The organism is Aeromonas simiae (genome assembly GCF_014892695.1).
In the GTDB taxonomy this organism is placed as follows: domain Bacteria; phylum Pseudomonadota; class Gammaproteobacteria; order Enterobacterales; family Aeromonadaceae; genus Aeromonas; species Aeromonas simiae.
Genome location: NZ_CP040449.1, coordinates 1,354,284 through 1,379,887, shown reverse-complemented (window position 1 = coordinate 1,379,887; position 25,604 = coordinate 1,354,284). Strand labels below are relative to the sequence as shown.

The 25,604-nt window shown below is 62.0% G+C and carries 20 protein-coding genes and 1 riboswitch; of the genes, 11 read left to right on the top strand and 9 right to left on the bottom strand.

Going from position 1 to position 25,604, the window contains the following annotated elements; translation table 11 throughout:
* The 5 genes from FE240_RS06505 to FE240_RS06485 are packed head-to-tail and all read right to left on the bottom strand — an operon-like array spanning window position 1 to window position 7,369.
* Window positions 1-2,793 (bottom strand): FAD-binding and (Fe-S)-binding domain-containing protein, encoded by a 2,793-nt coding sequence (locus FE240_RS06505; RefSeq protein ID WP_193003855.1) that lies wholly within the window; start codon window positions 2,791-2,793, stop codon window positions 1-3.
* On the bottom strand, window positions 2,793-3,437 hold the full coding sequence (locus FE240_RS06500) for a LutC/YkgG family protein (RefSeq protein ID WP_193003854.1): 645 nt from the start codon (window positions 3,435-3,437) through the stop codon (window positions 2,793-2,795). The genes FE240_RS06505 and FE240_RS06500 overlap by 1 nt, the downstream gene beginning before the upstream one ends.
* A gap of 1 nt (window position 3,438) precedes the next feature.
* Window positions 3,439-4,875, bottom strand: coding sequence for a LutB/LldF family L-lactate oxidation iron-sulfur protein (locus FE240_RS06495; protein ID WP_193003853.1), 1,437 nt, complete (start codon window positions 4,873-4,875; stop codon window positions 3,439-3,441).
* The gene (locus tag FE240_RS06490; RefSeq protein ID WP_193004473.1) at window positions 4,868-5,659 is read right to left on the bottom strand and encodes a (Fe-S)-binding protein; all 792 of its coding nucleotides are present in this window, start codon (window positions 5,657-5,659) and stop codon (window positions 4,868-4,870) included. The genes FE240_RS06495 and FE240_RS06490 overlap by 8 nt, the downstream gene beginning before the upstream one ends.
* Before the next feature lie 12 nt (window positions 5,660-5,671).
* On the bottom strand, window positions 5,672-7,369 hold the full coding sequence (locus FE240_RS06485; RefSeq protein ID WP_193003852.1) for an L-lactate permease: 1,698 nt from the start codon (window positions 7,367-7,369) through the stop codon (window positions 5,672-5,674).
* Window positions 7,370-7,430: 61 nt separating this feature from the next.
* On the opposite strand from FE240_RS06485, the gene FE240_RS06480 reads away from it, so the two are divergent.
* Window positions 7,431-8,408, top strand: coding sequence for a LysR family transcriptional regulator (locus FE240_RS06480; RefSeq protein WP_226799030.1), 978 nt, complete (start codon window positions 7,431-7,433; stop codon window positions 8,406-8,408).
* On the opposite strand, the gene FE240_RS06475 is transcribed toward FE240_RS06480, so the two are convergent.
* On the bottom strand, window positions 8,396-9,196 hold the full coding sequence (locus FE240_RS06475; RefSeq protein ID WP_193003850.1) for an alpha/beta fold hydrolase: 801 nt from the start codon (window positions 9,194-9,196) through the stop codon (window positions 8,396-8,398). The genes FE240_RS06480 and FE240_RS06475 overlap by 13 nt on opposite strands.
* A gap of 78 nt (window positions 9,197-9,274) precedes the next feature.
* Between FE240_RS06475 and FE240_RS06470 the strand changes: the two genes are divergently transcribed.
* The 3 genes from FE240_RS06470 to FE240_RS06460 are packed head-to-tail and all read left to right on the top strand — an operon-like array spanning window position 9,275 to window position 10,483.
* A complete protein-coding gene (locus FE240_RS06470; protein ID WP_193003849.1) occupies window positions 9,275-9,628 on the top strand; it encodes an MmcQ/YjbR family DNA-binding protein in 354 nt (117 codons plus the stop codon).
* Window positions 9,622-10,092 carry a GNAT family N-acetyltransferase gene (locus FE240_RS06465; RefSeq protein WP_193003848.1) on the top strand — a complete coding sequence of 157 codons (471 nt, stop codon included), beginning with the start codon at window positions 9,622-9,624 and terminating at the stop codon, window positions 10,090-10,092. The genes FE240_RS06470 and FE240_RS06465 overlap by 7 nt, the downstream gene beginning before the upstream one ends.
* Window positions 10,093-10,147: 55 nt before the next feature.
* Window positions 10,148-10,483: a DUF3802 family protein gene (locus FE240_RS06460; protein ID WP_193003847.1), complete on the top strand. Its 336-nt coding sequence runs from the start codon at window positions 10,148-10,150 to the stop codon at window positions 10,481-10,483.
* Window positions 10,484-10,687: 204 nt separating this feature from the next.
* Here FE240_RS06460 and msrA read toward each other — a convergent pair whose 3' ends face one another.
* A complete protein-coding gene (msrA, locus tag FE240_RS06455; RefSeq protein WP_193003846.1) occupies window positions 10,688-11,320 on the bottom strand; it encodes a peptide-methionine (S)-S-oxide reductase MsrA in 633 nt (210 codons plus the stop codon).
* Between the two features lie 238 nt (window positions 11,321-11,558).
* Here msrA and argA point away from each other — a divergent pair, with 238 nt between their 5' ends.
* The 3 genes from argA (at window position 11,559) to FE240_RS06440 (ending at window position 17,008) form a co-directional block, all read left to right on the top strand.
* Window positions 11,559-12,887 carry an amino-acid N-acetyltransferase gene (argA, locus tag FE240_RS06450; protein ID WP_042045608.1) on the top strand — a complete coding sequence of 443 codons (1,329 nt, stop codon included), beginning with the start codon at window positions 11,559-11,561 and terminating at the stop codon, window positions 12,885-12,887.
* A 108-nt stretch (window positions 12,888-12,995) separates the two neighbouring features.
* Window positions 12,996-13,185: riboswitch (Lysine riboswitch) on the top strand.
* 86 nt (window positions 13,186-13,271) lie between these two features.
* Window positions 13,272-14,624 carry a lysine-sensitive aspartokinase 3 gene (gene lysC, locus FE240_RS06445; RefSeq protein WP_193003845.1) on the top strand — a complete coding sequence of 451 codons (1,353 nt, stop codon included), beginning with the start codon at window positions 13,272-13,274 and terminating at the stop codon, window positions 14,622-14,624.
* Between the two features lie 140 nt (window positions 14,625-14,764).
* A complete protein-coding gene (locus FE240_RS06440) occupies window positions 14,765-17,008 on the top strand; it encodes an LTA synthase family protein (protein WP_193003844.1) in 2,244 nt (747 codons plus the stop codon).
* Window positions 17,009-17,090: 82 nt separating this feature from the next.
* Here the strand turns inward: FE240_RS06440 and asd are convergent, their stop codons facing one another.
* On the bottom strand, window positions 17,091-18,206 hold the full coding sequence (gene asd, locus FE240_RS06435; RefSeq protein WP_193003843.1) for an aspartate-semialdehyde dehydrogenase: 1,116 nt from the start codon (window positions 18,204-18,206) through the stop codon (window positions 17,091-17,093).
* A gap of 301 nt (window positions 18,207-18,507) precedes the next feature.
* On the opposite strand from asd, the gene sugE reads away from it, so the two are divergent.
* The 4 genes from sugE to pflB all read left to right on the top strand — a co-directional run bounded on the left by sugE (window position 18,508) and on the right by pflB (window position 24,279).
* Window positions 18,508-18,822 (top strand): quaternary ammonium compound efflux SMR transporter SugE, encoded by a 315-nt coding sequence (sugE, locus tag FE240_RS06430; protein WP_042045614.1) that lies wholly within the window; start codon window positions 18,508-18,510, stop codon window positions 18,820-18,822.
* 113 nt (window positions 18,823-18,935) lie between these two features.
* On the top strand, window positions 18,936-20,696 hold the full coding sequence (ycaO, locus tag FE240_RS06425) for a 30S ribosomal protein S12 methylthiotransferase accessory factor YcaO (protein WP_193003842.1): 1,761 nt from the start codon (window positions 18,936-18,938) through the stop codon (window positions 20,694-20,696).
* 409 nt (window positions 20,697-21,105) lie between these two features.
* Window positions 21,106-21,954, top strand: coding sequence for a formate transporter FocA (gene focA / locus FE240_RS06420; protein WP_042045617.1), 849 nt, complete (start codon window positions 21,106-21,108; stop codon window positions 21,952-21,954).
* A gap of 42 nt (window positions 21,955-21,996) precedes the next feature.
* Window positions 21,997-24,279, top strand: a complete 2,283-nt coding sequence (gene pflB / locus FE240_RS06415) for a formate C-acetyltransferase (RefSeq protein WP_193003841.1) — start codon at window positions 21,997-21,999, stop codon at window positions 24,277-24,279.
* Between the two features lie 93 nt (window positions 24,280-24,372).
* On the opposite strand, the gene FE240_RS06410 is transcribed toward pflB, so the two are convergent.
* Window positions 24,373-25,593, bottom strand: a complete 1,221-nt coding sequence (locus FE240_RS06410; protein ID WP_193003840.1) for an ROK family protein — start codon at window positions 25,591-25,593, stop codon at window positions 24,373-24,375.
* Window positions 25,594-25,604: the final 11 nt, after the last annotated feature.

The window sequence follows — 25,604 nt, the reverse complement described above, 5'->3', positions numbered from 1 at the left end:
TTATCTCGCCGCCTGATCCACCAGATAGAGGATGCTGTGATAGGGAATGCCGGCGTGCTGGCTGAGCCCCATTTCGCAGGTACGGCTGTTGCTGAATCCCTGACGGCAATCCCTGGGCACCTGGGCGGGCAGGCAGGCCAAAGCGGCGGCGTTAAGCTCAGGGGTCATCAGCCCCTTGTCGCCGGCAAAGCCACAGCACTGGATATGCTCAGGCACGATCACCTCCCGGGCGCAGGCGCGGGCCAGCGCCAGCATCTTATCGCCGAGCCCCATGCGCCGGCTGCTGCAAGTGATATGGAGCATGACGGTCTCATCGATGGGGGTCAGCTCAAGGTGGGGCAGCAGGTGTTCCAGCACAAAGGCGGAAGGTTCAAACACCCGAAGGCCCTTGCCAAGCGCCCCCGAGAGCAGCCGCTGCACGCAGGGGCTGGTGTCGAGCAGCACGGGCCAGCGCCCCTGCTCGCTTGCCTGCCACAGGGCCTCGGCCAGCTCAGTACGCTTGCCCTCTGCCACCTCACTCATCCCTTTGCTGTCATAGGGCATGCCGCAGCAGAGCCCCTCAACCCCCGTCGGCACTATGACCCGGCAGCCCGCCTTCTTGAGCAGGGATAACACCACGTCCGGCAGTGACGGGGCCTCCTCCTGCTGGCCGAATACCCGGCTGGCGCAGGACGGCAGATAGACCACAGCCCGCTCGCGGGATCCGCCATGGCTCCCCTCCCCTTGCGGCCACTGATAGCGGCTCGGCCCCGGCAGGGTGGGCAGCCAGGCGGGGGTGCGCTGGCCGCTGAGCTTGCGCACGCTCCCCACCAATCCTGCCATCGCTTTCTCCCCCAACACCTTGCCAGCAATGGCTTTAAGGCCGAGAGCCCCGCGCGCCGTGCGGGTGACCCCGGCGAAGTGATCGGCGCTCCAGCGGGCGATGGGCACGAAGCGGCTGTACTTGTCAGTGCGCAGCTTCTTGATAAGACTGCCGGTGTTGATGCCCACCGGGCAGCGATCGGCGCACAGCCCGGTGGCGGCGCAGGTCTCAATCCCTTGATAGTCAAACAGCCGGGCCAGCTCGTGGGAGGGCTCATTGGCGCGGCCTCGACGCGACAGCTCCCGATAGAGCACGATGCGCTGGCGCGGTGAGAGCGACAGGGTGCGCGAGGGGCAGACTGCCTCGCAAAAGCCGCACTCGATGCACGGGTCGACGATGGCATCGCTCGCCGGCATGGGTTTGAGGTGGGCCAGATGTGCATTGGGGTCGTCGTTGATGATGACGCCGGGATTGAGCAGGCTATCGGGGTCAAGCAGCGCCTTGATGCGGCGCATCAGCGCCATCCCCTCCGGCCCCCATTCCAGCTCCACATAGGGGGCCATGTTGCGGCCGGTGCCGTGCTCGGCTTTCAGCGATCCGCCAAAGCGCACCGCGACCAGTTCGGCCACCGCATCCATAAAGGCGCCGTAGCGGGCCACCTGCGCCGGATCATCGAACCCCTGGGTAAAGACGAAGTGCAGGTTCCCCTCCAGCGCGTGGCCAAAGATGATGGCTTCACTGTATTCAAAGCGATCGAACAGGGCTTGCAGCCCCGCCACCCCTTCGGCAAGGCGCTCGATGGGAAAGGCGACATCCTCGATGATGACGGTGGTGCCGGTGGTGCGCACCGCCCCCACCGCCGGGAAGAGCCCCTTGCGAATGGCCCAGAGCCCGGCGCTATCGGTAGTAAAGGGCACAGAGGCGACCTGAGCGAACTCGGCGGCCATGGCCGTCACCTGCTCGCAGCGATCGACCAGCTCTTCCTTCGATTCCCCATGCACCTCGACAAGCAGGGCGCAGGCGGTTAAATCCAGCGCCTTGATAAAGTCCGGCAGGCCGGGCTTGCCCGCCACCGAGCGAAGGGAGCGCCCATCCATCAGCTCCACCGCCGCCACCGGGGCACTTTTCAGGCGCGAAGTGGCCAGACAGGCCTGCTCGGCGTCCCGAAACACCAGCAGGGCCGAGGCCTTGTGGGGGTATTCGGGCACGGTGTCGAGCACCACCTCGGCGATAAAGCCGAGGGTTCCCTCCGAGCCAATCATCAGGTGGGTGAGGATATCAATGGGATCTGCATGGTCGAGCAGGGCATTGATGGCGTAGCCGGTGGTGTTTTTGAGCCGGTACTTGTGGCGAATTTTCGCGGCAAGCTCGGTATTGGCCAGCACCTCGGCGCGCAGGGCGGTGAGCCCGGAGAGCAGCTCCGGGCGCTTGGCCGCAAAGGCGGCGCGGCTTTGCGGATCGCCGCTATCCAGCACGGTGCCATCGGCCAGCAGCAAGGTCATGGCGTGCAAGGTGTGATAGCTGTTGTGGGCGGTGCCGCAGCACATGCCGCTCGCGTTATTGGCGGCGATGCCGCCGAGCTTGCAGGCGTTGATGGAGGCCGGATCCGGCCCAATCTTGCGCCCCAGAGGCGCCAGATAGCGGTTGGCATCGGCGCCGATCACTCCGGGTTGCAGGGCAATGCGGGCCCCCTCGTCCAAAATGCGGTGGCCGCGCCAACTGTCGGTCAGGGTGATGAGCACCGAATCGCTCAGGGCCTGACCCGAGAGGCTGGTGCCGGCGGCGCGAAAGGTGCACGGCAGGTGCAATTCGCGGCACACCCCGAGCACGAAACGCACCTCATCGAGGGAGTCGAGGCGCACGATGCGCTCGGGCACCAAGCGGTAGAAGCTCGCGTCCGTGCCGTGGGCGAGCCGAAGATCCGGGTCAGTCACCAAGCGCTCCGGCGGGATGCGCGAGAGCACGGCGGCGTCAAATTGGCTCCAGCTCATCAGCAATCCTCCACCAGCACTACCAACAGGCGGCTCGGGCCATGGGCGCCGTAGGCCAGAGTCTGCTGGATATCGGCGGTCTTGGAGGGGCCGGAGACCAGCAGCAAATTGGTGGGCATGGCCTGCTGCCAGCGCCCGGCATTCACCAGCCCCGCCAGGTTGTCGGCGATGGTGGAGGCCGCCAGCAGGGCGATATGGCAGGGGGGCACCAAGGAGAGGGTGCGCGGCTCGCCGCCATCGGGTAGCAGCACCAGCGTCCCGGTATCGGCGATGGCCCCCGCGCAGTGAGTGATGCCGGCCTGCATCTGATCAAACAGCGCCTCCTTCCAACTGGCGAACGCCCCCGCCGGAGTCAACACAGAGCGCCCGGCGCAGGCGGCCGCGACCGCCTCTTGCCAGCGGCCCCCCTGACCGCAGGCCAACGTCTGAATCTGTTCCCCATCCAGCCAGGCAGCCAGATCTCGGGCCAGGGTTGCCTCCGTGACGGTGAGGATCTCAGCGTGGCTGGCGCGGATCATGCCAAGAAAGCGCTCGCGCCGCGCGCCGTCGTCTGCCCCGCGCCAGGGCTGCCAGCCATGGGGAGCGTGAGATATGGGGGTGGCGGCGCCGCGCAGGCGGCTTAATATGGCCTCTTTGCTGGTCATCTCAGGACTCCTTCTTCTTCTGGCGCAGCAGGGCGTGCAGGCTCTGGGGGGCGGGTTGGGGGGCCTCGCGGCACTGGGTCCAGGGGCCCAGATGTTTGGGCATCAAGCCTCGCAGGCGACCGGCCACATTGGTTGCGGCGTGATAGAGGCGCGGGTGGGTGGCCGCGAAAGCAAAGCCTTGCATGGCGAGGGTTTCAAGCCGGCTCTTGGCCGCCCCCTGCCCCGCCAGCGGCTCGTGGCCGGGCTGTGCGTCATGTTTGGCCTCCCGGCGCAGGCGCTGCAACATATCGGGAATGGGGATGCGCACCGGGCACACCTCGCCGCAGGCGCCGCACAGGCTCGATGCGGTCACCAAGTCCTGAGTGCTTTCGAGCCCCAATAGATGGGGGGAGATGATTTTGCCGATGGGGCCCGGATAGATGGTGCCGTAGGCATGGCCACCGATGCGGGTGTAGACAGGGCAGTGGTTCATGCAGGCGCCGCAGCGGATGCACTGCAAGGTCTTTCGCAGCTCCTCGTCCCGATAAGCCTGACTGCGGCCGTTGTCGAGCAGCACCAGATGCACCTCGTCCGGGCCATCCAGCTCCCCTGCCCGGCGCGGGCCGCTGATGACGTTGAAATAAGTGGTGATGGCCTGACCGGTGGCCGAGCGGGTCAGGGCGCTGTAAAGGGGCGGCACGTCGGATAAAAACTCCACCACCTTCTCGATGCCGGTGATGGCCACGTGTACTTTCGGCACCGTCGTACACATGCGCCCGTTGCCCTCGTTCTCGACCAGACACAGGCTGCCGGTCTCGGCCACCGCAAAGTTGACGCCAGAGAGCCCCATGCCGGCGCGGCGAAACTCTTCACGCAGGGCCCGCCGCCCGGTCTGGATCAGGGCGTCCACGTCCGTGGTGGGGGTGAAACCTTCTAGGTGATGGGCGAAGGTGTCGCTCACCTCCTGCTTGTTCTTGTGGATGGCGGGCATGATGATGTGGGACGGGGTATCGCCATCGAGCTGGACGATAAACTCCCCCATGTCGCTCTCAAGGCAGCGGATGCCGTGGCGCGCCATCTCGTGGTTGAAGCCCACCTCCTCGCTCACCATGGACTTGCCCTTGACGATGCTGCTCACCCCGTGTTGCTGGGCGATGCCAAGGATGATGGCGTTGGCCTCATCGGGGGTCTGGGCCCAGTGCACCCGGATGCCGTTTCGCTCGCAGTTGGCTTCGAGCTGCACCAAAAGATCGGGCAGGCGCGAGAGGCAGCGCTGGCGAATGCTCTCGGCGGCATCGCGCACCGCGTCCTCTTCCGCCGGATCGGCAAAGGCATCGCGGCGCTTGGCGCGCAGGTAATCCATGGCGCCGCGAAAATTCTGGCGCAGCACGGGGTCGGCCAGGGCCGCCTCGGCCTGGGGATGGAAGCGGCGCGGCGAATACTTGGCATGCTCACTCATGATGGGCCCCCTGTTTTTGCGCTGGTAAGCCCTGAGCCACCGGCTCGCTGTGGGCGAGCAGGAAGCTCGCCAGGTGCATGGCGGGCAGTGTCTTGCCCTGATAGGCCAAGGAGCCCTTGATGTTCAAGAGACACCCCCAGTCGGCGCTCACCAAGGTGTCGGCGCCGGTCGCCAGCAGGTGGCGGGTCTTGTCTTCGACCATGGCCTGGCTGATGTGGGGATGGCGCACCGAGAAGGTGCCGCCAAAGCCGCAGCACTCGCTCTCGTAGGCCTGCTCGTGCAAGGTGACGCCACCCAGTTGCCCCAGCAGGGCGCGGGCCGTGGTGTGTACCTGCATCTCGCGCCGGGCCGAGCAGGAGGTGTGCATGACGATGCTCGCCTCCCCCACCGCGCGCCAGCGCACCCGGCAGATCTGGGCCAAGAATTCAGTCAGCTCGAACACCCGCTCGCAAAACGCCGCCACCTCGGGGTTGCCCGGAAAGAGGCGGCCATAGTGATGGTGCATCATGCCGCCGCAAGAGCCCGAGAGCACCACCACGGGCCAGGGCTCGGGAAAGAGCGCCATCTGGCTTTTGGCCACCTGGCGCGCCTCCTCTTCATGACCCGAGGTGTAGGCCGGCTGCCCGCAGCAGGTCTGTTTCTCGACAAAGTGCACCCTTATCCCTTCCCGCTCGATCAGGGCGATGGCATCGAGCCCCGCCTCCGGGTCGAACAGGTCCACCAGACAGGTGGCGTAGAGATAGACATCGGCCGGCTTGGCCGGATAGACCCGCATTACCTTCATCACTTGCTCTCCTTACTTCAATTGCAGCAAGACGTCCGAAATGTGGAAGCTGTAGATGATCGCCAACCCGATAAGGCCGGTAGCCAGCAGGTAGTAGAGGGTCGGCAGCGCGGTCTTGCGCAGGGTCGCCCCCTCGCGCCCCAAGAGCCCCACGGTGGCCGAGGCCGCCACCACGTTGTGAATGGCGATCATGTTGCCAGCGGCAGCGCCCACCGCCTGAAGGGCCAGCATGGCGGCGGTGGAAACCCCCAGGGTCTGCGCCACCTCGAACTGGAACTGGCTAAACATCATGTTCGACACCGTGTTGGAGCCAGCGATAAAGGCCCCGAGCGCACCGATAGTGGCGCTCAGCGCCGGGAAGAACTCCCCGACCAGCCCGGCAGCGAAATTGGCAGTGGTCACCGGCATGCTGGCAAGCTCCGCCCCGTTAATGCCGGAGTTGATGAAGATGCGCACCATGGGCACGGTGAAAATCAGCACAAAGCCGGCACCGACCAAGGTGCGACCGGACTCGCCCATGGCCTTGCCAAAGGGGGCGAGGGAGCGGGACTGGATCAAGGTCGCCAGCAGGGCGCACAGCACCAAGAGGCCCCCCGGCAGGTAGAGCGGTTCAATGGACGCGCTCACCCCCTTCTCACCCATAAGATCGGTGAAGGCGAGGCTCACCGACAGGAGGCTTGCCTTGAACTCCGGGCTCACCCGGCTCGCCACCAGCAAGAGGGCCAGCGCCACATAGGGGAGCCAAGCCAGCATGAGCGACATGGGGCGGCCAGCGGCTTCCTTGAGATCGAGCTTGATAGAGCCGAGCCATTCGGCCGGCCACTCTTTTTCGGGGGCAAAATCCCACTGAGTCTTGGGCACCAAAAAGCCGTGGCGCGCCGCGGTCACCACCAAGGCCAGCCCCACCAGGCCGCCGATAAGGGATGGGAACTCGGGGCCGAGCAGCATGCCGGTCAGGGCATAGGGCACGGTGAAGGCGAGCCCGGCAAAAATCGCGAACGGCAAGATGGCAAGCCCCTCGGTCCAACTGCGGTTGCGGCCGAAAAAGCGGGTCAGCATCATCACCATCAATACCGGCATCAGGGTGCCGACGGTGGCGTGAATGAGGGCCACGTTAGTGGTTACCTGCTGCAAATAGATATCCCAGCTGCTGCCACCTGCGCTTAACGTCTGGCCGATGGCCTGGCTATCGAGCCCCTTGTTGATGCCAACGAGGATGGGGGTGCCCACCGCACCGAACGACACCGGGGTGGACTGGATCATCATGCCGAGTAGCACGGCGGCGAGCGCCGGGAAGCCGATGGCCACCAGCAAGGGGGCGGCGATGGCGGCCGGGGTGCCAAAACCGGAGGCCCCTTCGATAAAGGCGCCGAAGCACCAGGCGATGATGATGGCCTGGATGCGCCGATCCGGTGAGATGTTGGTAAAGCCGCTGCGAATCGCCGTGATGGCGCCGGTGTGCTTGAGGGTGTTGAGCATCAGGATGGCGCCGAACACGATCCAGAGCACGGTGACCGTGATGATGAGCCCTTGCAGGGTGGAGGCGAAGACTCGGGTTGGGCTCATCTGCCAACCCCACAGGGCGATGAACACGGTGAGCAGGAAGGCGATGGGCATGGCGCGCTTAGCGGGCCAGTTGAGGCCAACCAGTAGCACGGCGGCCACCAAGATCGGCGAGAAGGCCACTAGGGCCAGCAGGGTGTCGGTCATCATTGCGTCCTTGTCCAGAGGGGGTGCAGGAGGCACCTTGTTGTTGTTTTGTTAAACGGACGTGACCTTACCCTGTTCCTTTTTCGCGATATATGGAAATAATGAACAACATTCATTCCAAAAGTTGATCAATATGGCCCGCACCGACGACCTCATCCTCTTCGCTCAGGTGGTAGAGGCAGGCTCCTTTAGCAAGGTGGCTGAACAAAATTCCCTTACAAATTCAGTGGTTAGCAAACGGATAGGGCGTCTTGAGGAAGAGCTCGGGGTGCAACTGCTCTATCGCACCACCCGTCGGCTCACCTTGAGCGAGGCTGGAAAGGAGCTCTATCAAGGTGCCAAAAATGTGAAGGCTGCCGCATTGGATGCCTTCGATGCGGTGGCTGGATTTGGCGAAAAAGTAAGCGGCCATGTGCGCATGTCGGTACCCACCATCTCGGGAGAGCTACTGCTGGCCGATGCGGTCGCCGATTTTTGCCAGCAGCATCCTGGGCTCACGGTGGAGATGTCGCTCGACAATCGCTTCGTCAATCTGGTGGAAGAGGGGTTCGATCTGGTCATTCGCACCGGGTATCTGGATGACTCGAGCCTGATTGCCCGCCACATCCTCGACTCCCAGTGGGTGATCTGCGCCGCACCTGCCTACGTGCGCCACTTCGGGGCACCGCGCGAGCCATCAGACTTGCGTCAGCACAACTGCCTGCGCTACGCCTACCAGAGCACAGGAGCGTCCGAGTGGGCCTTCAAGGGACGTGAGGGCAACTACCTGGTGTCGGTATCGGGCAGCTTTTCAACCGACAACGCCGGGGCCCTGCGCAAGGCGGCGCTCGGCGGGCGCGGCATCGTCTATGTGCCGCGCTGTCTCGTTTATCACGATCTGATGCAGGGGGATCTGGTGGACCTCTTCCCCGATCAGGTGGGCAAAAAACTCGGCATCTATGCCGTCTACCCCTTCACCCGCCAACCGCCGCGAAAGATAAGACTGCTCATCGAGCACATTCGCCAGCGCTATCTCGACATCGCCCACTACTTTGTCTGAGGGGCCCTGTCGCGCTGGGTCGAGAGAAAGGCCAACGACTGGCGGTTGAAGAGCTCGGGGTGTTCGACGTTGCAGACGTGACCGCAACCGTCGATGACCGCCAGGGTACTGTGTGGGTCACGCGCCACCTGCTCGCGCACCGGCGAGAGGAACAGGTAGTCCTCCTCCCCCATGATGTAGAGAGTGGGGATGCCGGCCGGGCGCTCGCGAAAGTAGCGCATCAGGGGATTGACCTCGGTGGCGAGGCGAAACCAGCGTTTGAACTCTTTTTGGCACAATTTGCGCGCCTCGCGCACAAACAGGAGACGCGACTCCTGGTGGCGCTTGCGCGGCATGATGATGAAGGCAAACAGGCGATAGAGCCACATATAGGGCAGGAAGTGCTGGCCGAGGCGCCCGAGCTGCACCAGCACCCGCGAGCGGATATCGAGCCGCAAAATGGCACCACCAAGCACCATGCTGCACACCCGCTCGGGGCAGAGCTCGGCCAGGTGGCGGATGAGGATGGTGCCAAGGGACATGCCGACAAAATGGGCACGGCGGATCCCCAGATGATCGAGCAGCCGGACTATATCCTCGGTCACATCACGAAAGCTGTATTTCCCCTGCACCACCTGCTGCAACCGGTGCGACTGGCCGTGTCCGCGCAAGTCGAGCAGCAGCACGTTGAAGTGCTCACGGTAGGCCTTGAGCTGACGAAACCAGAGGCTGGAGCTGCCCCCTGCACCGTGGACAAACACCACCCACGGCCACTCAGGGCCCAGTTCATAGGTCTTGTGATAAAGCATGGTGCTCCTTTTCATCATCCCATCGCCTAGGGGTATACTGGGCGGCACATTCTAGCAGAACCCGAACAGGGAACCTTGATGAAGCTCACCCCCTTGCGCGAACGGTTGCTGAGCCTACCCGGCGCCAGCGAAGATACCCCGTTTGGCCCGGACATTCTGGTCTATCGTATCGCCGGCAAGATGTTTGCCCTGCTGAGCTGGCAGGAAGAGCCGATGCGCCTCAACCTCAAGTGCGAGCCCGAGCTGGCCCTGCTGCTGCGTGAACTGCACCCCGAGGTCACCCCAGGCTGGCACATGAACAAACAACACTGGAACACCATCACCCTGACCGACACGCTGGACGAGCGTCTCTGGTATGGCTGGGTGCGCCACTCTTATGAGCGGGTCTGCGCCGGCCTGCCCAAACGTCTGCGCCCCGAGGCCCCATGCTAACCCCCGCCCTGCTGCGCCCCATGGAGCCGGCCGACTACGCAGAGCTGGCCACGCTGTTCGCCGGCACGATTCGCCAGCACGGCCCCGAGCACTACACGCCGGCCCAGGTCGAGGCATGGGCCGCCGGCGCCCACCACAGCCACTTCGTGCAGGAGCTCGCCTTCAGCCATGGCTGGGTCGCCTGGCATGGCGAGCAACGCGTCGGTTTCGTGACACTCGATGACAGCGGCCACCTGGGTCTGCTCTACGTGGCGGCTGGAAAGGTGCGCGGCGGGATAGGCCAAGCGCTGCTGGAGCAGGCCATGCTCCAGGCCCGTGAACTTGGCATGTCGCGCCTTGAGGTGGAGGCCAGCGTCTTCAGCCTCGGCCTCTTTCTCAAGCTTGGATTTACCCTGATCGGCGTTGAGCGAGTCGAGCGCGGTGGTGTGGCGTTTGAGCGCCATCGCCTTGAGCGCCTCTTGTGATCCCGCTATCACCCACTAAAATAGGCGCGGTCTTCACATTCACGGGCAGCACTCTATGGTGGTCAACAGCGAAGGGTATCAAGCGCTTATCGAGTATCTGGTGGAAAGCCTCGGGCTGTTCGAGCAAAAGGATGGCCCCACCTGCGATGACACCATCGAGGATCTGGTCAGCGACCGGGTCGCCACCAGTTTGATGGCCATCTGCGAGCAAAATCCCCATATCGACGCCGAGCTGCGCTTCGTCATCATGCAAGAGGCCGACGCCGTGGTGGCTGACCTGCAAGAGGTGCTCTCCGCCGTCTGGCAACGCCCTGCCACCACCGCCCAGCGCGATTTTCTCATCGAGTTCGTGGATCTCATCAAAAACCTGTTCGACAGCCTGTTGCGCTGAGCCACACCAACCCACGCCAAAAGAAACAGGCCGCCTCGCATCAATACGGGAGCGGCCTGGCTTGCTGTCACCTATCAGTAGTGCAAGAAGTGTCTGGTCTAGGTCTCGTCCTTGAGTACCTATCTGGTTGGGCTACCCCATGCACAGAAAGTTCCCTGTTTTGTCATATTTTTGATCCTGCGTCACTTTTTGCACCCATGTCACTCAGCGTGGTGGCGGCAGGCAGACCCCGATCCCACCCAAGCCGCAATACCCTTGCGGATTCTTGGCCAGATATTGCTGGTGATACTCCTCGGCATAATAGAAAGGGGCCAGCGGCTCGATGACGGTCGTGATGAGGCGCCGATCTCCGCTCTCGTTCATCGCCCTCTGGTAGGCCGCTAGGCTCTCTTCGGCCTCAGCCTGCTGCTGCGCGTCGGCATAGAAGATCACCGAGCGGTATTGCGTGCCGATATCTCCCCCTTGGCGCATGCCCTGCGCCGGATCGTGCTGCTCCCAGAACAGGCGCAGCAGATCGCCATAAGAGATAATGGCGGGATCAAATACCACTTGTACCGTCTCCGCGTGACCGGTGCAGCCAGAGCACACCTCCTGATAGGTGGGATTGGGCGTCAGCCCCCCCTGATACCCGGCTGCCGTGCTCCACACCCCCTCTTGTTGCCAAAACAGGCGCTCAACCCCCCAGAAACAGCCCATGCCAAACCAGGCCACCGCCATCCCGGCCGGCCAGGGGGCCACGGTGGCGTGACCATTGACAAAATGCACCGGGTTGACGGGCATCGGCTCGCTGCGGCCCGGCAGCGCATCGGCAACGGTCACCAGCTGGGTTTTCTCCATGACATACTCCTGACATTCCACGGGTCATCGACAATAAGGGAGTCATCACTGCCAATCAACCATGCGCCTTGCATGGCCATGTCATCGCGCCGTCACCGCCCGCGCTCATCCTCGGCAACGCAAGAGAAACGCCACGCCGGGAGGTGATTCATTCACAAATGGATTTTTAGTCTTGATTTATGAATTTATTCTCATATATTGACCCTTATATTGACTTTATATTTTGTAAGGACCTGCTGTGCGTGAACGGGATCCAGCGCTGGTCGACGCGTTTCGTCAATCCACCCCCTATGTGAATTTCCACCGGGGCGGCACCTTCGTGCTAATGCTCGGGGGTGAGGCGGTCAGTCACCCCAATTTTACCAATATCATCAATGACATCGCCCTGTTACAGACGCTGGGGATCCGCCTCGTGCTGGTATTCGGCGCCCGTCCGCAGATCGACGACGCCTTGGCGCGCCACGGCATCACCCCTGTCTATCACAAGAAGACCCGGGTCACCGACGAAGAGAGCCTCGGCATCATCAAACAGGTGTGCGGTGGTATGCAATTTGAAATCACCTCGCGCCTATCGATGGGGCTCACCAATACCCCCATGGCAGGGGCCCGCATCAGCGTGGTGAGCGGCAACTTCGTCACTGCCCAGCCGCTGGGGGTCGACGAGGGGGTCGACTACTGCCTGAGCGGCCGCATTCGCCGCATCGATGTGGAGGGGGTTCGCCGTCAGCTGGATCAGAACCATCTGGTGCTGATCTCCCCTATCGGCTGCTCAGTCACTGGCGAGAGCTTCAACCTCAACTCCGAAGACGTGGCCCAGCGCATCGCCGTCGATATCAAGGCCGACAAGCTGATCTGCTTCAGTGCCCATCAAGGGGTGCTCGATCGCGCAGGCGAAGCCATCTCAGAGCTGTTTCCGGAAGAGGCGCAAGAGATCTTAAGCCAGCTCGAGCAGGAGGGGGATCACCTCTCCAGCACGGCGCGCTATCTGCGGGCGGCCATCGCCTCCTGCCGTGGCGGTGTGCCGCGCTCTCATCTGGTGAGCTTCATGAACGACGGCGCCATGCTGCAAGAGCTGTTCACCCGTGAGGGGCTCGGCACCCAGATCGTGCGTGAAAGCGCCGAGCGGGCGCGCGCTGCCACCATCGAAGATATCGGCGGCATTCTCGAGCTGATCCGGCCGATGGAAGAAGAGGGGATCTTGGTGCGCCGCTCGCGCGAGCAACTGGAGATGGAGATCGATCACTTCACCGTGATCGCCCGTGACGGCCTCATCATCGGCTGCGCCGCGCTCTATCGCTTCCCCGATGAGGCGATGGCCGAGATGGCCTGCGTTGCCATTCATCCGGATTACCGCAGTGGTAACCGGGGCGACATGCTGGTCAACCGGGTCACCGATCAGGCGCGTCGGCTCGGCATCGAACATCTGTTCGTGCTGACCACCCGCTCCGTCCACTGGTTCCAGGAGCGCGGTTTCTCACCGGTTGAGGTGGAAGCCCTGCCGGTGGCCAAGCAGCGCCTCTACAACTGGCAGCGCCGCTCCAAGATCCTGATGAAACGGATTTCATAACTATCTGATTTTAAAAAAACATCCGCATGAAGTTGTCTTTTTAATCATATTGATTGACAGGCTCATGTCGTGCGGGGTATTTGTTAAGTCAAGCCACCATCCCAAGGTGGTACCAGAAGAGGAGCGCTGCCCAGGCAGCCCGAGCGAGGAGACCGGTCTCCGTAGAACTCGGGCGAGGGGGAGCAGCGCCGAGATGTGCCAGACCACCCGGTGGTCGGCATGTCGGCTGCGGGGGCTGAATCCCCCGGGCTGTCATCGGTGGGGGACATCTCTCCCTAGGTGGAGCGCTTCTGGCCGGGATGTTCACCTATTCCTGCCATTTTCCCGCTTCCCCTGTCTTATGCCCGATGGACCGGCTTTGTATTAATAGACAGGAGTTTTTGCATGACCGCTCTCAACGTTGCCAAGTTCGGCGGCACCAGCGTGGCCGACGCCACCGCGATGAACAACTGTGCCGACATTGTGCTCGGCAATCCCGCCACCCGCCTGGTGGTGCTCAGTGCCAGTGCCGGCGTCACCAACCTGCTGGTCGCCCTCGCTCAGGGAGAACTGAATGACGAGGAACGGGCCGAACAGTTGGCCCGCTTGCAGCAGATCCAGTTTGCCATCCTCAACGACCTCGGCAATCCGCCGGCAGTGCAGGAGGCTATTCTGGCCCAACTGGCCGAGATCGAGGCCATGTCTCGCCAGGCCTGCCTACATACCGATGCCGAGCTGGCCGATCGCCTGATCGCCTGCGGCGAGATGATGTCGACCCGCCTTTTCACCGAGCTGCTGACCCAGCGCGGAGCCCGCGCCACCTGGATTGACGTGCGCCAACTGATGCGCACCGACAGCCGCTTTGGTAAGGCGAGCGTGGAGCTTGATGCCACCCGCGCCCAGTGCCAACAACAGGTTGGCCCGCTGCTCGGCGACAGCATCATCGTGACCCAGGGCTTCATCGGTGCCGATGCGCAGGGACGCACCACCACCCTGGGCCGCGGCGGCTCTGACTACAGCGCGGCCCTGCTTGGTGAAGCGCTCGGCGCCACCAGCATCGAGATCTGGACCGATGTCCCCGGCATCTACACCACCGATCCCCGCCTGGTGGTACATGCCCGTCCCATCCCGGAGATCAGCTTCGCCGAAGCCGCTGAGATGGCGACATTTGGCGCCAAGGTACTGCACCCCTCCACCTTGCAACCGGCGGTGCGCAGCGATATTCCAGTGTTCGTCGGCTCGAGCAAGGACCCGGCTGCCGGCGGCACCTGGATCCGCGCCAAGACCGACGCCACCCCGCTGTTTCGCGCCGTGGCACTGCGCCGCAATCAGGTGCTGGTCACCCTGCACAGCCCCAACATGTTCCACGCTTACGGCTTCCTGGCCGAGGTGTTCGGCATTCTGGCGCGTCACCGCATCTCGGTCGATCTCATCACCACCTCCGAAGTCAGCGTCTCGCTGACCCTGGATCACACCGGCAGTCAGAGCAATGGCGAGGCCACCCTGAGTGACAAGGTGCTGGCCGAGCTCGGCGAGCTGTGCAAGGTGAAGGTGGAAAGCGGCCTGACCCTGGTCGCCCTCATCGGCAACCGCATGAGCGAGATGAGTGGAGTCGGCAGCCAGGTGTTTGCCACTCTGGAAGATCACAACATCCGCATGATCTGCTATGGCGCCAGTGCCCATAACCTCTGCTTCTTAGTCGGCGAGAGCGAAGCCACCGCCGTCCTCAACAAGTTGCATCAGGCCCTCATCGGCTAACGCCCTCAGGCCCGCTCCAGGTGGGCCTTTTTATTCTTTCGCACAAATTGTTAAGCATCTCTTCATTTAACGGTCATTAAATTGACAACATCAGCGGGTTGACCGCACCATCGGCGCTCTTGCTCAAGGATTGGGCCGTCATGAGACTTGCCGGATTTGCACTCCCTGCGTCGCCAGCCTGGCGCCGCCTCTTGCTCCACTGTCTGTGGGGTCTGCTCTTTTTTACCCTATTGCTACCTTGGCTGCGCCTCGATCAGTGGCTGAGCCGCTTCGAGCCCATCACCTTCCACAGTGGCGCGCTGCAAGTGGCCCGCCTCGAGCAAGTCTCCCCCCTCTACAAGAGCGATGCCCGCGGCATGTACGTGGTGTTGCAACACAGCTGGCGCCTGGCCGAGCCACTCACCGCCGACGATCGCCTGCTCTTTATCCTGCGCCGCGACGATGGCGGCGAGGCCGGGCGCCTCTCCCTCGACGGCAGCAAGCGCCAGCGCTGTGACTCGCAGGGGTGCCGCGTCCGCTTCAACAGCGCCATGCGGGTGCCGGACGAGGCGGCCGGCAGCGAGTACTCCCTGTGGGTCAAACCCGAGCTCAAGGGGGCGCCGGTGGGCCTGCAATTTCTGCGGATGCTGCCAAGCCGTGACATCGGCCTGCCCCACCTGCTGCTGGTGCTGGGGCTCATCGTGGCGCTCAACGCCCTGCTGCTGCGGGCCCTGCTGCCCCTGTTCCGTCGCCGCCTGCGCTCGCGGGTGGCCGCCAGCCTGCTGCTGGGCAATCTCACCTTCCTGCTGCTCTACGGGGTCGCCTTCTTTCGCGTTGGCGAGTTCAGTCTCTGGTCCGGTTTTCGCGCCGAGCTCTACTACCTCTCCTGGGGCACCATGGTGCTCGGCTGGGGGGCCTGTGCACTGGCCGGTTTTCACCTCTACATGGGGCTCACCTTCACCCTGCTGATGGGGGTTGGGCTGCTGGCCAACTTCACCAAGATCGCCATCTACGGCGTGCCCCTTGGCGGCAATGATCTAGGCAACCTGCTCGGTCTGTTGCAGATCCTGCGCGAGGAGCACCCTTGGGCCCCCTGGGCACTGGCCGCCCTGCTGGCTGTCGGTTGCTGGCGCTTTGCCCTGTCGCGCTGGCTGCTGCGCAGCGCCGCCGCCACCCTCGCCTTCTTCGCCCTGTGCGTCTTTGCCACCCAGGCCGGCAACCGACTGCTGGGGCCCAACGTGCGCTACTTTCAAGACAGCGTTACCTACCACCGGGATCTCATCCGCTCCGGCCCCGGCCTCTACCTGTTCAATCTGGTCGATGACATGGTGAGCCGCGGCTCCATCTTCCGTTACCCGCTCAACAAGAGCGCCCTTTCACCCAGCCGCGAGCCGACCCTGGCACCCGTCGCGCCGCTGTGGGATCAGGTGATCGTGCTGCAATACGAGTCGCTCTGGCTCGACTGGCGGGGAAAGATCTGCGCCAAGGCGCCCACCCTCACCCTGCCTGCCGGGGTGCGCGAGTGGCGCAAGACCATCCACTCCCCCACCACGGGCGGAATGACGGTGCTGGCGGAGTTCGAGATGAACACGGGGCTGCCGGTCGGGCTGCTCAAACAGGGCATAGTACCCTACTACTATTTGCAGCAAGCGGTGCCTGGGCTGGCCCACACGGCCCGCGCCAACGGCTACCAGACCCTGTTCGTGCATCCCTACTCGGAGAGGTTCTGGGGCCGCGATCAGGCCGTTCCGGCCCTTGGCTATCAGACCCGTTGGTTCGACACCCACTTCAACGCCATGGCGCACAAGGGGCTCTATGTCTCGGATGACGCGCTGATAAGCCAGCTAATCAGCACGGTTCAAGCGGGGTCGCCGCGCTTTGCCTACGCGGTCTCGATGCAGGGGCACGGGCCGTTCGACGCGCCGCGTTATCAGGGCGCCGAGCGCGAGGGGGCCTGCCCCGGCCTGCCAGAGAGGGAGCGGCAAACCCTCAACACCTACTACACCGGGGTGGTCGATGCCATGGCCTCCTTGCAGCGGCTGCTTGAGCACCTCAATGCCAGCGACTCACGCTATCTGGTGCTGGCGTTTGGCGATCACCAGCCGTTTTTGATGTCGGCAGGCGACGGCATTCTCGGCGACAAGCCAAGCCGGGCGGCGCGCTACGAGATCCCCATGATGGTCTTTACCCGCCAAGATGACTCACTCGATGTGCAGCAGCAATTTGGGGACGTGCGCCAGATCTACCAGATGGGGCAGACGCTGCGCCGGCTGCTGGCAGGCAACCTCGCTCTGCCGGCCGCGCAACCTCTGCTGCACCCCGTACTGGGGGAAGAGGCCGGGTTTGACCCCACCCCCTTGCTGCCGCAGCTGCGCGCGACCTTCCGCCCCGATGTGCTGCCCTAGGGCTGCGCGCGTGCTGCTGAGCCCATAAAAAAAGAGGGCCTAGGCCCTCTTTTTTACTGTATTGCGTTTACGGCAACGCGGCTCAAGCGCGATCGAGCAGGATATTGAGCATGCGACGCAGCGGCTCGGCGGCGCCCCACAGCAGTTGGTCACCCACGGTGAAGGCCGAGAGGTACTCAGGCCCCATGTTGAGCTTGCGCAGACGGCCGACCGGGATGGTCAGGGTGCCGGTGACGGCAGCCGGGGTCAGCTCGCGGGCGCTGATGTCGCGCTCGTTAGGGATCACCTTGACCCAGTCGTTGTGGGCCGCCAGCAGTGCCTCGATCTCGGCAAGGGGCAGATCCTTTTTCAGCTTGATGGTGAACGCCTGGCTGTGGCAGCGCAGGGCGCCGATGCGCACGCACAGGCCATCGACCGGCACCGGCGCGTTCTCGATGCCGAGGATCTTGTTGGTCTCGGCCTGACCCTTCCACTCCTCGCGGCTCTGGCCATTGGGCAGGGCGGTATCGATCCAGGGGATCAGGCTGCCCGCCAGCGGCACGCCGAAGTTGTCGACCGGCAGGGTGCCGGAGCGAGTCTTCTCGGTGATCTTGCGCTCGATGTCGAGAATGGCAGAGGCCGGATCGGCCAGCTCCACCGCCACTTCGTCACGCAGCAAGCCCATCTGGGTCACCAGCTCGCGCATGTGGCGCGCGCCGCCGCCGGACGCAGCCTGATAGGTGGCCACGCTCACCCACTCGACCAGATCGGCATCGAACAGACCGCCCAGAGCCAGCAGCATCAGGCTGACGGTGCAGTTGCCGCCAACAAACGTCTTCACCCCATTGTCGAGCGCCTGCTCAATCACCCCACCGTTGACCGGGTCGAGGATGATGACTGCGTCTTTTTCCATGCGCAGGGTGGAGGCTGCATCAATCCAGTAGCCCTGCCAGCCGCTGGCCAGCAGACGCGGATAGACATCCTTGGTGTAGTCGCCACCCTGACAGGTGATGATGATCTCCTGGCTGGCCAGCGCCTCAATATCAAAGGCATCTTTCAGGGTACCGGCATCCACGCCGAAGTTGGGGGCCGCCTCGCCAGCTTGCGAGGTGGTGAAGAAGGTGGGCTGGATGCGGGCAAAATCCTTCTCTTCCTGCATACGGCTCATCAAGACCGAGCCCACCATACCGCGCCAACCGACTAAACCGACTTTTTTCATGATTACTCCTACCCTGGATAGCTGATAAATCTGGATGCACCCGCAGCAGTGCCTCGGCAGCAACATGCCGATAACATGCGGGGTGCAGCAAAAAATGTGTTACTCCACATTACGGATTGTGCGCCGCCGTGCAAGTCGATTTCTGCAATATTTCCCTTCATCTGCTGCAACGGAGCGAGATCTGGCCGCCCAGTCCCCCTGCCGCTATGATGGTCACTCGTGGCAATCACTGCCCCGCCAGGGACGACCCCGGCGGCCCTTCTGTTCGCCGGGACGACCCGGCCCGATGGCGTTATCTATTATGTCTTGGACGCTTCTGCTGCTGGCTGGCCTGTTCGAGGTCGCCTGGGCCATTGGCCTCAAATATACCCAGGGATTTACCCGCCCCCTCCCCACTCTGTTGACGCTGGCCGCCATGGCGGTGAGCGTGCTGTTGCTTGCCCAGGCGGTGCGCCACCTCCCTCTTGGCACCGCCTATGCGGTATGGACCGGCATCGGCGCCGTCGGCACCGTGCTATTGGGGATAGTGCTATTCAACGAGCCGGCCAGCGCCACACGGCTACTCTGCGTCGGGCTCATCATCGCCGGTATCATGGGGCTCAAGCTCATGACATAAGGGGGAAAGCCCCCCATTTTCGCCAATTTTCCTGCCAAGGTTCTGTCAAAGGGGCAGTCGCCTGCTATCATCTGCGCCCGAAACATGAGCCAACACCATCAGGAACCATAGAGATGACCGACCACACCTTTATTCCCGGCAAGGACGCGGCGCTGGAAGACTCCATCGAGCGTTTCCAAAGCAAGCTCCAGGCCCTGGGCTATGACATCGAGGAGGCCTCCTGGCTCAACCCGGTGCCCAACGTCTGGTCCGTGCACATCCGCGACAAGGAGTGCCCGCTCTGCTTTACCAATGGTAAAGGTGCCAGCAAGAAGGCCGCGCTGGCCTCGGCTCTTGGCGAATATTTCGAGCGACTCTCCACCAACTACTTCTTCGCTGACTTCTATCTGGGCGAGGAGATCGCCAACGGCGATTTCGTCCACTATCCGAACGAGAAGTGGTTCCCCATCACGGGCGACAAGCTGCCGGTCGATCTGCTCGATGAGTTCACCCGCAAGTTCTATAACCCGGAAGGGGAAGTGACCGCCGACATGCTGGTGGACTTGCAATCGAATAACGAGGAGCGCGGCATCGTTGCCCTCCCCTTCGAGCGCCAGTCGGATCACCAGACCGTGTATATCCCGATGAACATCATCGGCAATCTTTATGTCTCCAACGGCATGAGCGCCGGCAACACCAAGACTGAGGCGCGCACTCAGGGGCTCTCCGAGGTGTTCGAGCGCCACGTCAAAAATAAGATCATCGCCGAGGCCATCAGCCTGCCGGAGATTCCGGCCGAGGTGATTGCCCGCTACCCCGGCATCAAGGCGGCCATCGATGCCCTCGAGGCCGAAGGCTTCCCCATTCTGAGCTATGACGCCTCCCTGGGCGGCCGCTACCCGGTCATCTGCGTGGTGCTGCTCAACCCGAGCAACGGCACCTGCTTTGCCTCCTTCGGCGCCCATCCGCGCTTCGAAGTGGCCTTCGAGCGTACCGTGACCGAGCTGCTGCAAGGGCGCGGCCTCAAGGATCTCGACGTCTTCATGCCCCCCTCGTTCGACAACGAGGAGGTAGCGGATCACCACAACCTCGAGACCCACTTCATCGACTCGTCGGGTCTCATCAGTTGGGATCTGTTCAAGCAAGAGGCTGACTTCGAGTTCGCCGACTGGAACTTCGCCGGTACCACCCAAGAGGAGTTCGATCACCTCATCGGCATCTTCCACGAGCTTGAGCAGCCGGTCTACATCGCCGATTACGAGCACCTCGGCGTCTATGCCTGCCGCATCCTGGTGCCCGGCATGTCCGACATCTATCCGGCCGAGGATCTGCTGCTGGCCAACAACAACATGGGCGCCCACCTGCGTGAGGTGATCCTGGCCCTGCCCTCGCTGGAGTGGGATGCCGAGCAGTACATGGCCCTTTACGACCAGCTCGAAGAAGAGGGGCACGACGAGCGCACCCGAGTGCGCGAGCTGCTCGGCATCGCCGCCAGCAAGGGCACCGCCCTGCACACCCTGCGGGTGGGCGAACTCAAGGCCATGCTGGCCCTGGCCGCGGGCGAGCTGGAGACCGCGCTGGAGTGGATCGACTGGACCATGGAGTTCAACCAGTCAGTCTTCACCCAGGCGCGCGCTAACTATTACCGCGCCCTCAAAAGCGCGGTGGAGCTGCTGCTTGATGAAGAGCGCGATCCGGAGCAATACGTCGCCGTGTTCGCCCGCATGTACGGTGAAGCCGCCTTCCAGGAGGCGTGGCAACATGCCACCGGAGCGGCCCGCTTCCATGGTCTTGAGAGCGGTACGCTGTCACTGACCCAGTTCCCGCTGCACCAACAGCTGCTGGCCGCCTATGAGAAGCTGCAACGGGCCAAGCGGGCCTTTAACTGGTCATGATCGAGGCACATTGACAAAGGGGAGCGTGAGCTCCCCTTCTGCTTGTTGAGGGCACCCATATGCGGAGTAGTCAGGCTAGGATGAGTGTGGCAACCATCACAAATTGAAGATAAAAAACAAAAACCACTTATAAAGGGATAGATTAAACAACCTTGTTAACTCATTGATGTAACAAGCAAAACAAACGCAACTTTATCATCAGTCCATAAAATAATCGTTTCATATCAAAAGATTACATTGACTTTCCCATTGATTTCATGTGTAACTCCACCCCAAAACAAAGACCCATTAAGGTCTCAATGTTGTAGTAAAATTACATTAAGGATTGGTCAAGGTTGATCATGGTCAAATTTGGGGTTGCCCCCCTTTGCTATTATCCTTCCAGGCTAAATTCTCAGGTGAAACCGAATTGAAAGCAGAATCCCCTTTTGATTGTCTGAAGCCGGAAGCCATCGCCGCACTGGCCGAAGACATTACACATGGAAAGGCCACGAAACCCGCCTATAAGGCCTTCCCTTTGGCCATCACGGCCGGCGCTTTTATCGCCATTGCCTTCATCTTCTATATCACGGTCACCACCGGTGCTGGCTCCATGGCGTGGGGCATGACCAAGCTGGTCGGCGGTCTCTGTTTCTCTCTTGGCCTTATCCTCTGCGTCCTGCTCGGCGGTGAGCTGTTCACCTCCACCACCTTGACTCTGGTTGCCAAGGCCGCAAATCGCATCACCTGGGGCCAACTGCTGCGCAACTGGGGTGTGGTCTACTTTGGTAACCTGATTGGTGGCCTCATCATGGTGGCACTGATCATTCTTTCGTCCCAATACATGGCCGCCGATGGCCAGTGGGGACTCAACGCCATGAAAGTGGCGCAACACAAGATCCACCACACCTTCGTCGAGGCTGTGGCTCTGGGCACCCTGTGCAACCTGATGGTGTGCCTGGCCGCCTGGATGGCCTTCGGCGCCCGCAGCGCGACCGATAAAGTCGTGGTGATGCTGCTTCCGGTTGCCATGTTTGTCGCCTCCGGCTTCGAGCACAGCATCGCCAACATGTTCATGATCCCGGTCGGTATCGCTATCCACAGCGTCGCCGGTCCGGAATTCTGGCAGGCTATCGGCCAGGACCCGGCTCAGTTCGCCGACCTGACCGTATCCCATTTTGTCCTTAACAACCTGATCCCTGTCACCATCGGTAATATTATTGGTGGCGGAGTCATGGTAGGACTGACTTACTGGTTTATCTTCCGTCGTCATCATTAAGGATGAAGGCGGACTACATCAATACCGTGAGAGGTAATGAAAATGGCAGAACTTAACGAACAGTTCCAAAAAGCATGGGAAGGCTTCGCGGCCGGTGAATGGCAGACCTCTGTCAACACCCGTGACTTCATCCAGAAGAACTACACCCCGTATGAAGGTGACGAGTCCTTCCTGGCTGGCGCGACCGAAGCCACTACCAAGCTGTGGGACAAGGTCATGGAAGGCATCAAGATCGAGAACCGCACTCACGCGCCGGTCGATTTTGATACCGACCTGCCCTCCACCATTACCGCTCACGATGCCGGCTATATCGACCAGGGTCTGGAAAAGATCGTGGGTCTGCAAACTGACAAGCCGCTCAAGCGCGCCATCATCGCCAACGGCGGTATCAAGATGGTAGAGACCTCTTGCAAGGTGTACGGCCGCGAGCTGGACCCCATGGTCAAGAAGATCTTCACCGAATACCGCAAGACCCACAACCAGGGCGTGTTCGATGTCTACACCAAGGACATCCTGGCTTGCCGTAAGTCTGGCGTCATCACCGGTCTGCCGGATGCCTACGGCCGTGGCCGTATCATCGGTGACTACCGTCGTGTTGCCCTGTACGGTATCGACTTCCTGATGGCCGACAAGCTGGCCCAGTTCAAGTCTCTGCAAGACGATCTGGAAAACGGTGTCAACCTGGAAGCCACCATTCGCCTGCGCGAAGAGATCGCTGACCAGCACCGTGCCCTGGGTCAAATCAAGGAAATGGCCGCCAAATATGGCTGCGACATCTCCGCTCCGGCCAGCAACGCTCGTGAAGCCGTCCAGTGGACCTACTTCGCCTACCTGGCGGCTGTGAAGTCCCAGAACGGTGCTGCCATGTCCTTCGGCCGTACCTCCAGCTTCCTCGACATCTACATCGAGCGTGACCTGCAAAAAGGCCTCATCACCGAGCAAGAAGCCCAGGAGCTGATGGACCACATGGTCATGAAGCTGCGTATGGTTCGCTTCCTGCGTACCCCGGAATACGATTCACTGTTCTCCGGCGACCCGATGTGGGCCACCGAGACCCTGGCCGGTATGGGCGTTGATGGCCGTACCCTGGTCACCAAGAACAGCTTCCGTATCCTGAACACCCTGTACACCATGGGCCCGTCCCCGGAGCCGAACCTGACCATCCTGTGGTCTGAGAAGCTGCCGACCGCGTTCAAGAAGTACTGCGCTAAGGTTTCCATCGAGACCTCTTCCGTGCAGTACGAGAACGACGACCTGATGCGTCCGGACTTCAACAACGACGACTACGCGATCGCCTGCTGCGTATCCCCGATGGTAGTGGGTAAGCAGATGCAGTTCTTCGGCGCCCGTGCCAACCTGGCCAAGACCATGCTGTACGCCATCAACGGCGGTGTGGACGAGAAGCTGAAGATGCAGGTTGGTCCGAAGACCGCTCCGATCACCTCCGAGTACCTCGAGTACAACGAAGTGATGGACAAGCTGGATCACTTCATGGACTGGCTGGCCAAGCAGTACGTTGCTGCCCTGAACATCATCCACTACATGCACGACAAGTACAGCTACGAAGCCTCCCTGATGGCGCTGCACGATCGTGACGTGTACCGTACCATGGCTTGTGGTATCGCCGGTCTCTCCGTGGCCGCCGACTCCCTGTCCGCCATCAAGTACGCCAAGGTTAAGCCGGTACGTGACGAAGACGGCATCTCTGTCGACTTCGAAATCGAAGGCGAATACCCGCAGTTCGGTAACAACGACGAGCGTGTCGATGCCATCGCCTGCGACCTGGTTGAGCGCTTCATGAAGAAGATCCAGAAGCTCAAGACCTACCGTGGTGCCGTTCCGACCCAGTCTGTGCTGACCATCACCTCCAACGTGGTGTACGGTAAGAAGACCGGTAACACCCCGGATGGTCGTCGCGCCGGTGCACCGTTCGGCCCGGGTGCCAACCCGATGCACGGTCGTGACCAGAAGGGTGCGGTTGCCTCGCTGACTTCCGTTGCCAAGCTGCCGTTCGCCTATGCGAAGGATGGTATCTCCTACACCTTCTCCATCGTGCCGAACGCACTGGGTAAGGACATGGACTCCCAGAAGGCCAACCTGGCTGGTCTGATGGACGGTTACTTCCATCACGAAGAGAACCTGGAAGGTGGTCAACACCTGAACGTCAACGTGATGAACCGCGAGATGCTGCTCGACGCCATGGAAAACCCCGAGAAGTACCCGCAGCTGACCATCCGCGTATCCGGTTATGCCGTTCGCTTTAACTCCTTGACCAAGGAGCAGCAGCAGGACGTGATCACCCGTACCTTCACCGCTTCCATGTAAGCTGTTGAACGGATGCAAAAACCGGCGCCATGTGCGCCGGTTTTTTTATGCCTTTACCACAGAGGAAAGCCAGGAAGATAAAGGAAAAGTGCCCTATTCGAAGCTGGTATCGGCACCAGGGCGCAGCAGCGTCATCAGCAAACTGCCATCACGCAGCGCCTTGTGTACCTGCACCGAGGTCGGCTTGGTGGGATCTTCGTAGAAACGGGTCGATTCGATTTGCAGCCGCACCAGATACTCCCCCGGCAACTGGCTCGCTAGGGATTGGTGCAACATGGGAAACAGCAGAGTGTCGGCGCGGGTCAACTCACCACCGAGCAGCAGCTTACCCGGATTGAGCAGACAGATGAGGTTTGCCAGCACCTTGGCCAGCCGGCCGGCGGCCTGATGCAAGATCTGCTGACACAAGGGGTTGCCCTCGAGCGCCAGCTCGCACAGCTCGCGGATGGTGATCTGCTCGGGCAATTCACTAAGCCCCATGCGTTCACGCAGGTCTCGATACTGGGCCTCCAGCGCCTGATTGGTCACCAAGGTGCAGGCGCAGCCAAAACCACCGCAGTAGCAGCGCTGACCATAAGGCTCGAGCTGTAAATGGCTGAGATCGCCGAGCAAGGCGTGCTCGCTCTCCATCAACTGGCCATTGACCACCATCCCCACCCCGATGTCGTTATGCACGAACACCAATACCGCGTCAGCGCAATCTTTGGCCGCCCCCCACTCGCGCTCGGCCTGGATCCAGGTGCGCACGTCGCCGCTGACCAGCACAGGGACACCGAAGGTGGTTTCCAGGGTCGGGCCAAGCGGCCAGTTGCGCAGGTCGTAATAGGGAAAGTGGCGCACCATGCCACTGTGGCGCTCCACCTGACCCGGCAGACACAGCGCCACACAGGCCAGTCTCACGCCCCGCTCGGGCAAAAAGCGGCGGATCGCCTCGATCAGACTATCGAGCAGCGAGGTGCGCTCTTCCTGACTGAACTGATGGCGGTGGCGAGAAAGCGAGCGCCCCGCCAGATCAAACAGCGCCATGTCGACATAACCGCGGCCAAGACGCATGGAGAGAAACTGGTAGCGACGCTCGTTGATGCGCAGCAGGGTCTGGCGGCGGCCGCGCCCCACACTGCTCTCACCACAGGGAACCACCAGCTCGTTGTCGAGCAGCTCGCGGGTGATCTTGGTGATGCTGGCCGGTGACAGGCCGGTGAGACGGGACAGATCAGTCCGAGACAGCTCCTGATGCTCCTCCAGACTGGCGTAGACCAGCCCATAGTTGAGCTGCCGGATGAGATCGATGCTGCCTTTGACCAACTCGTTCATGAAGTAGTGAT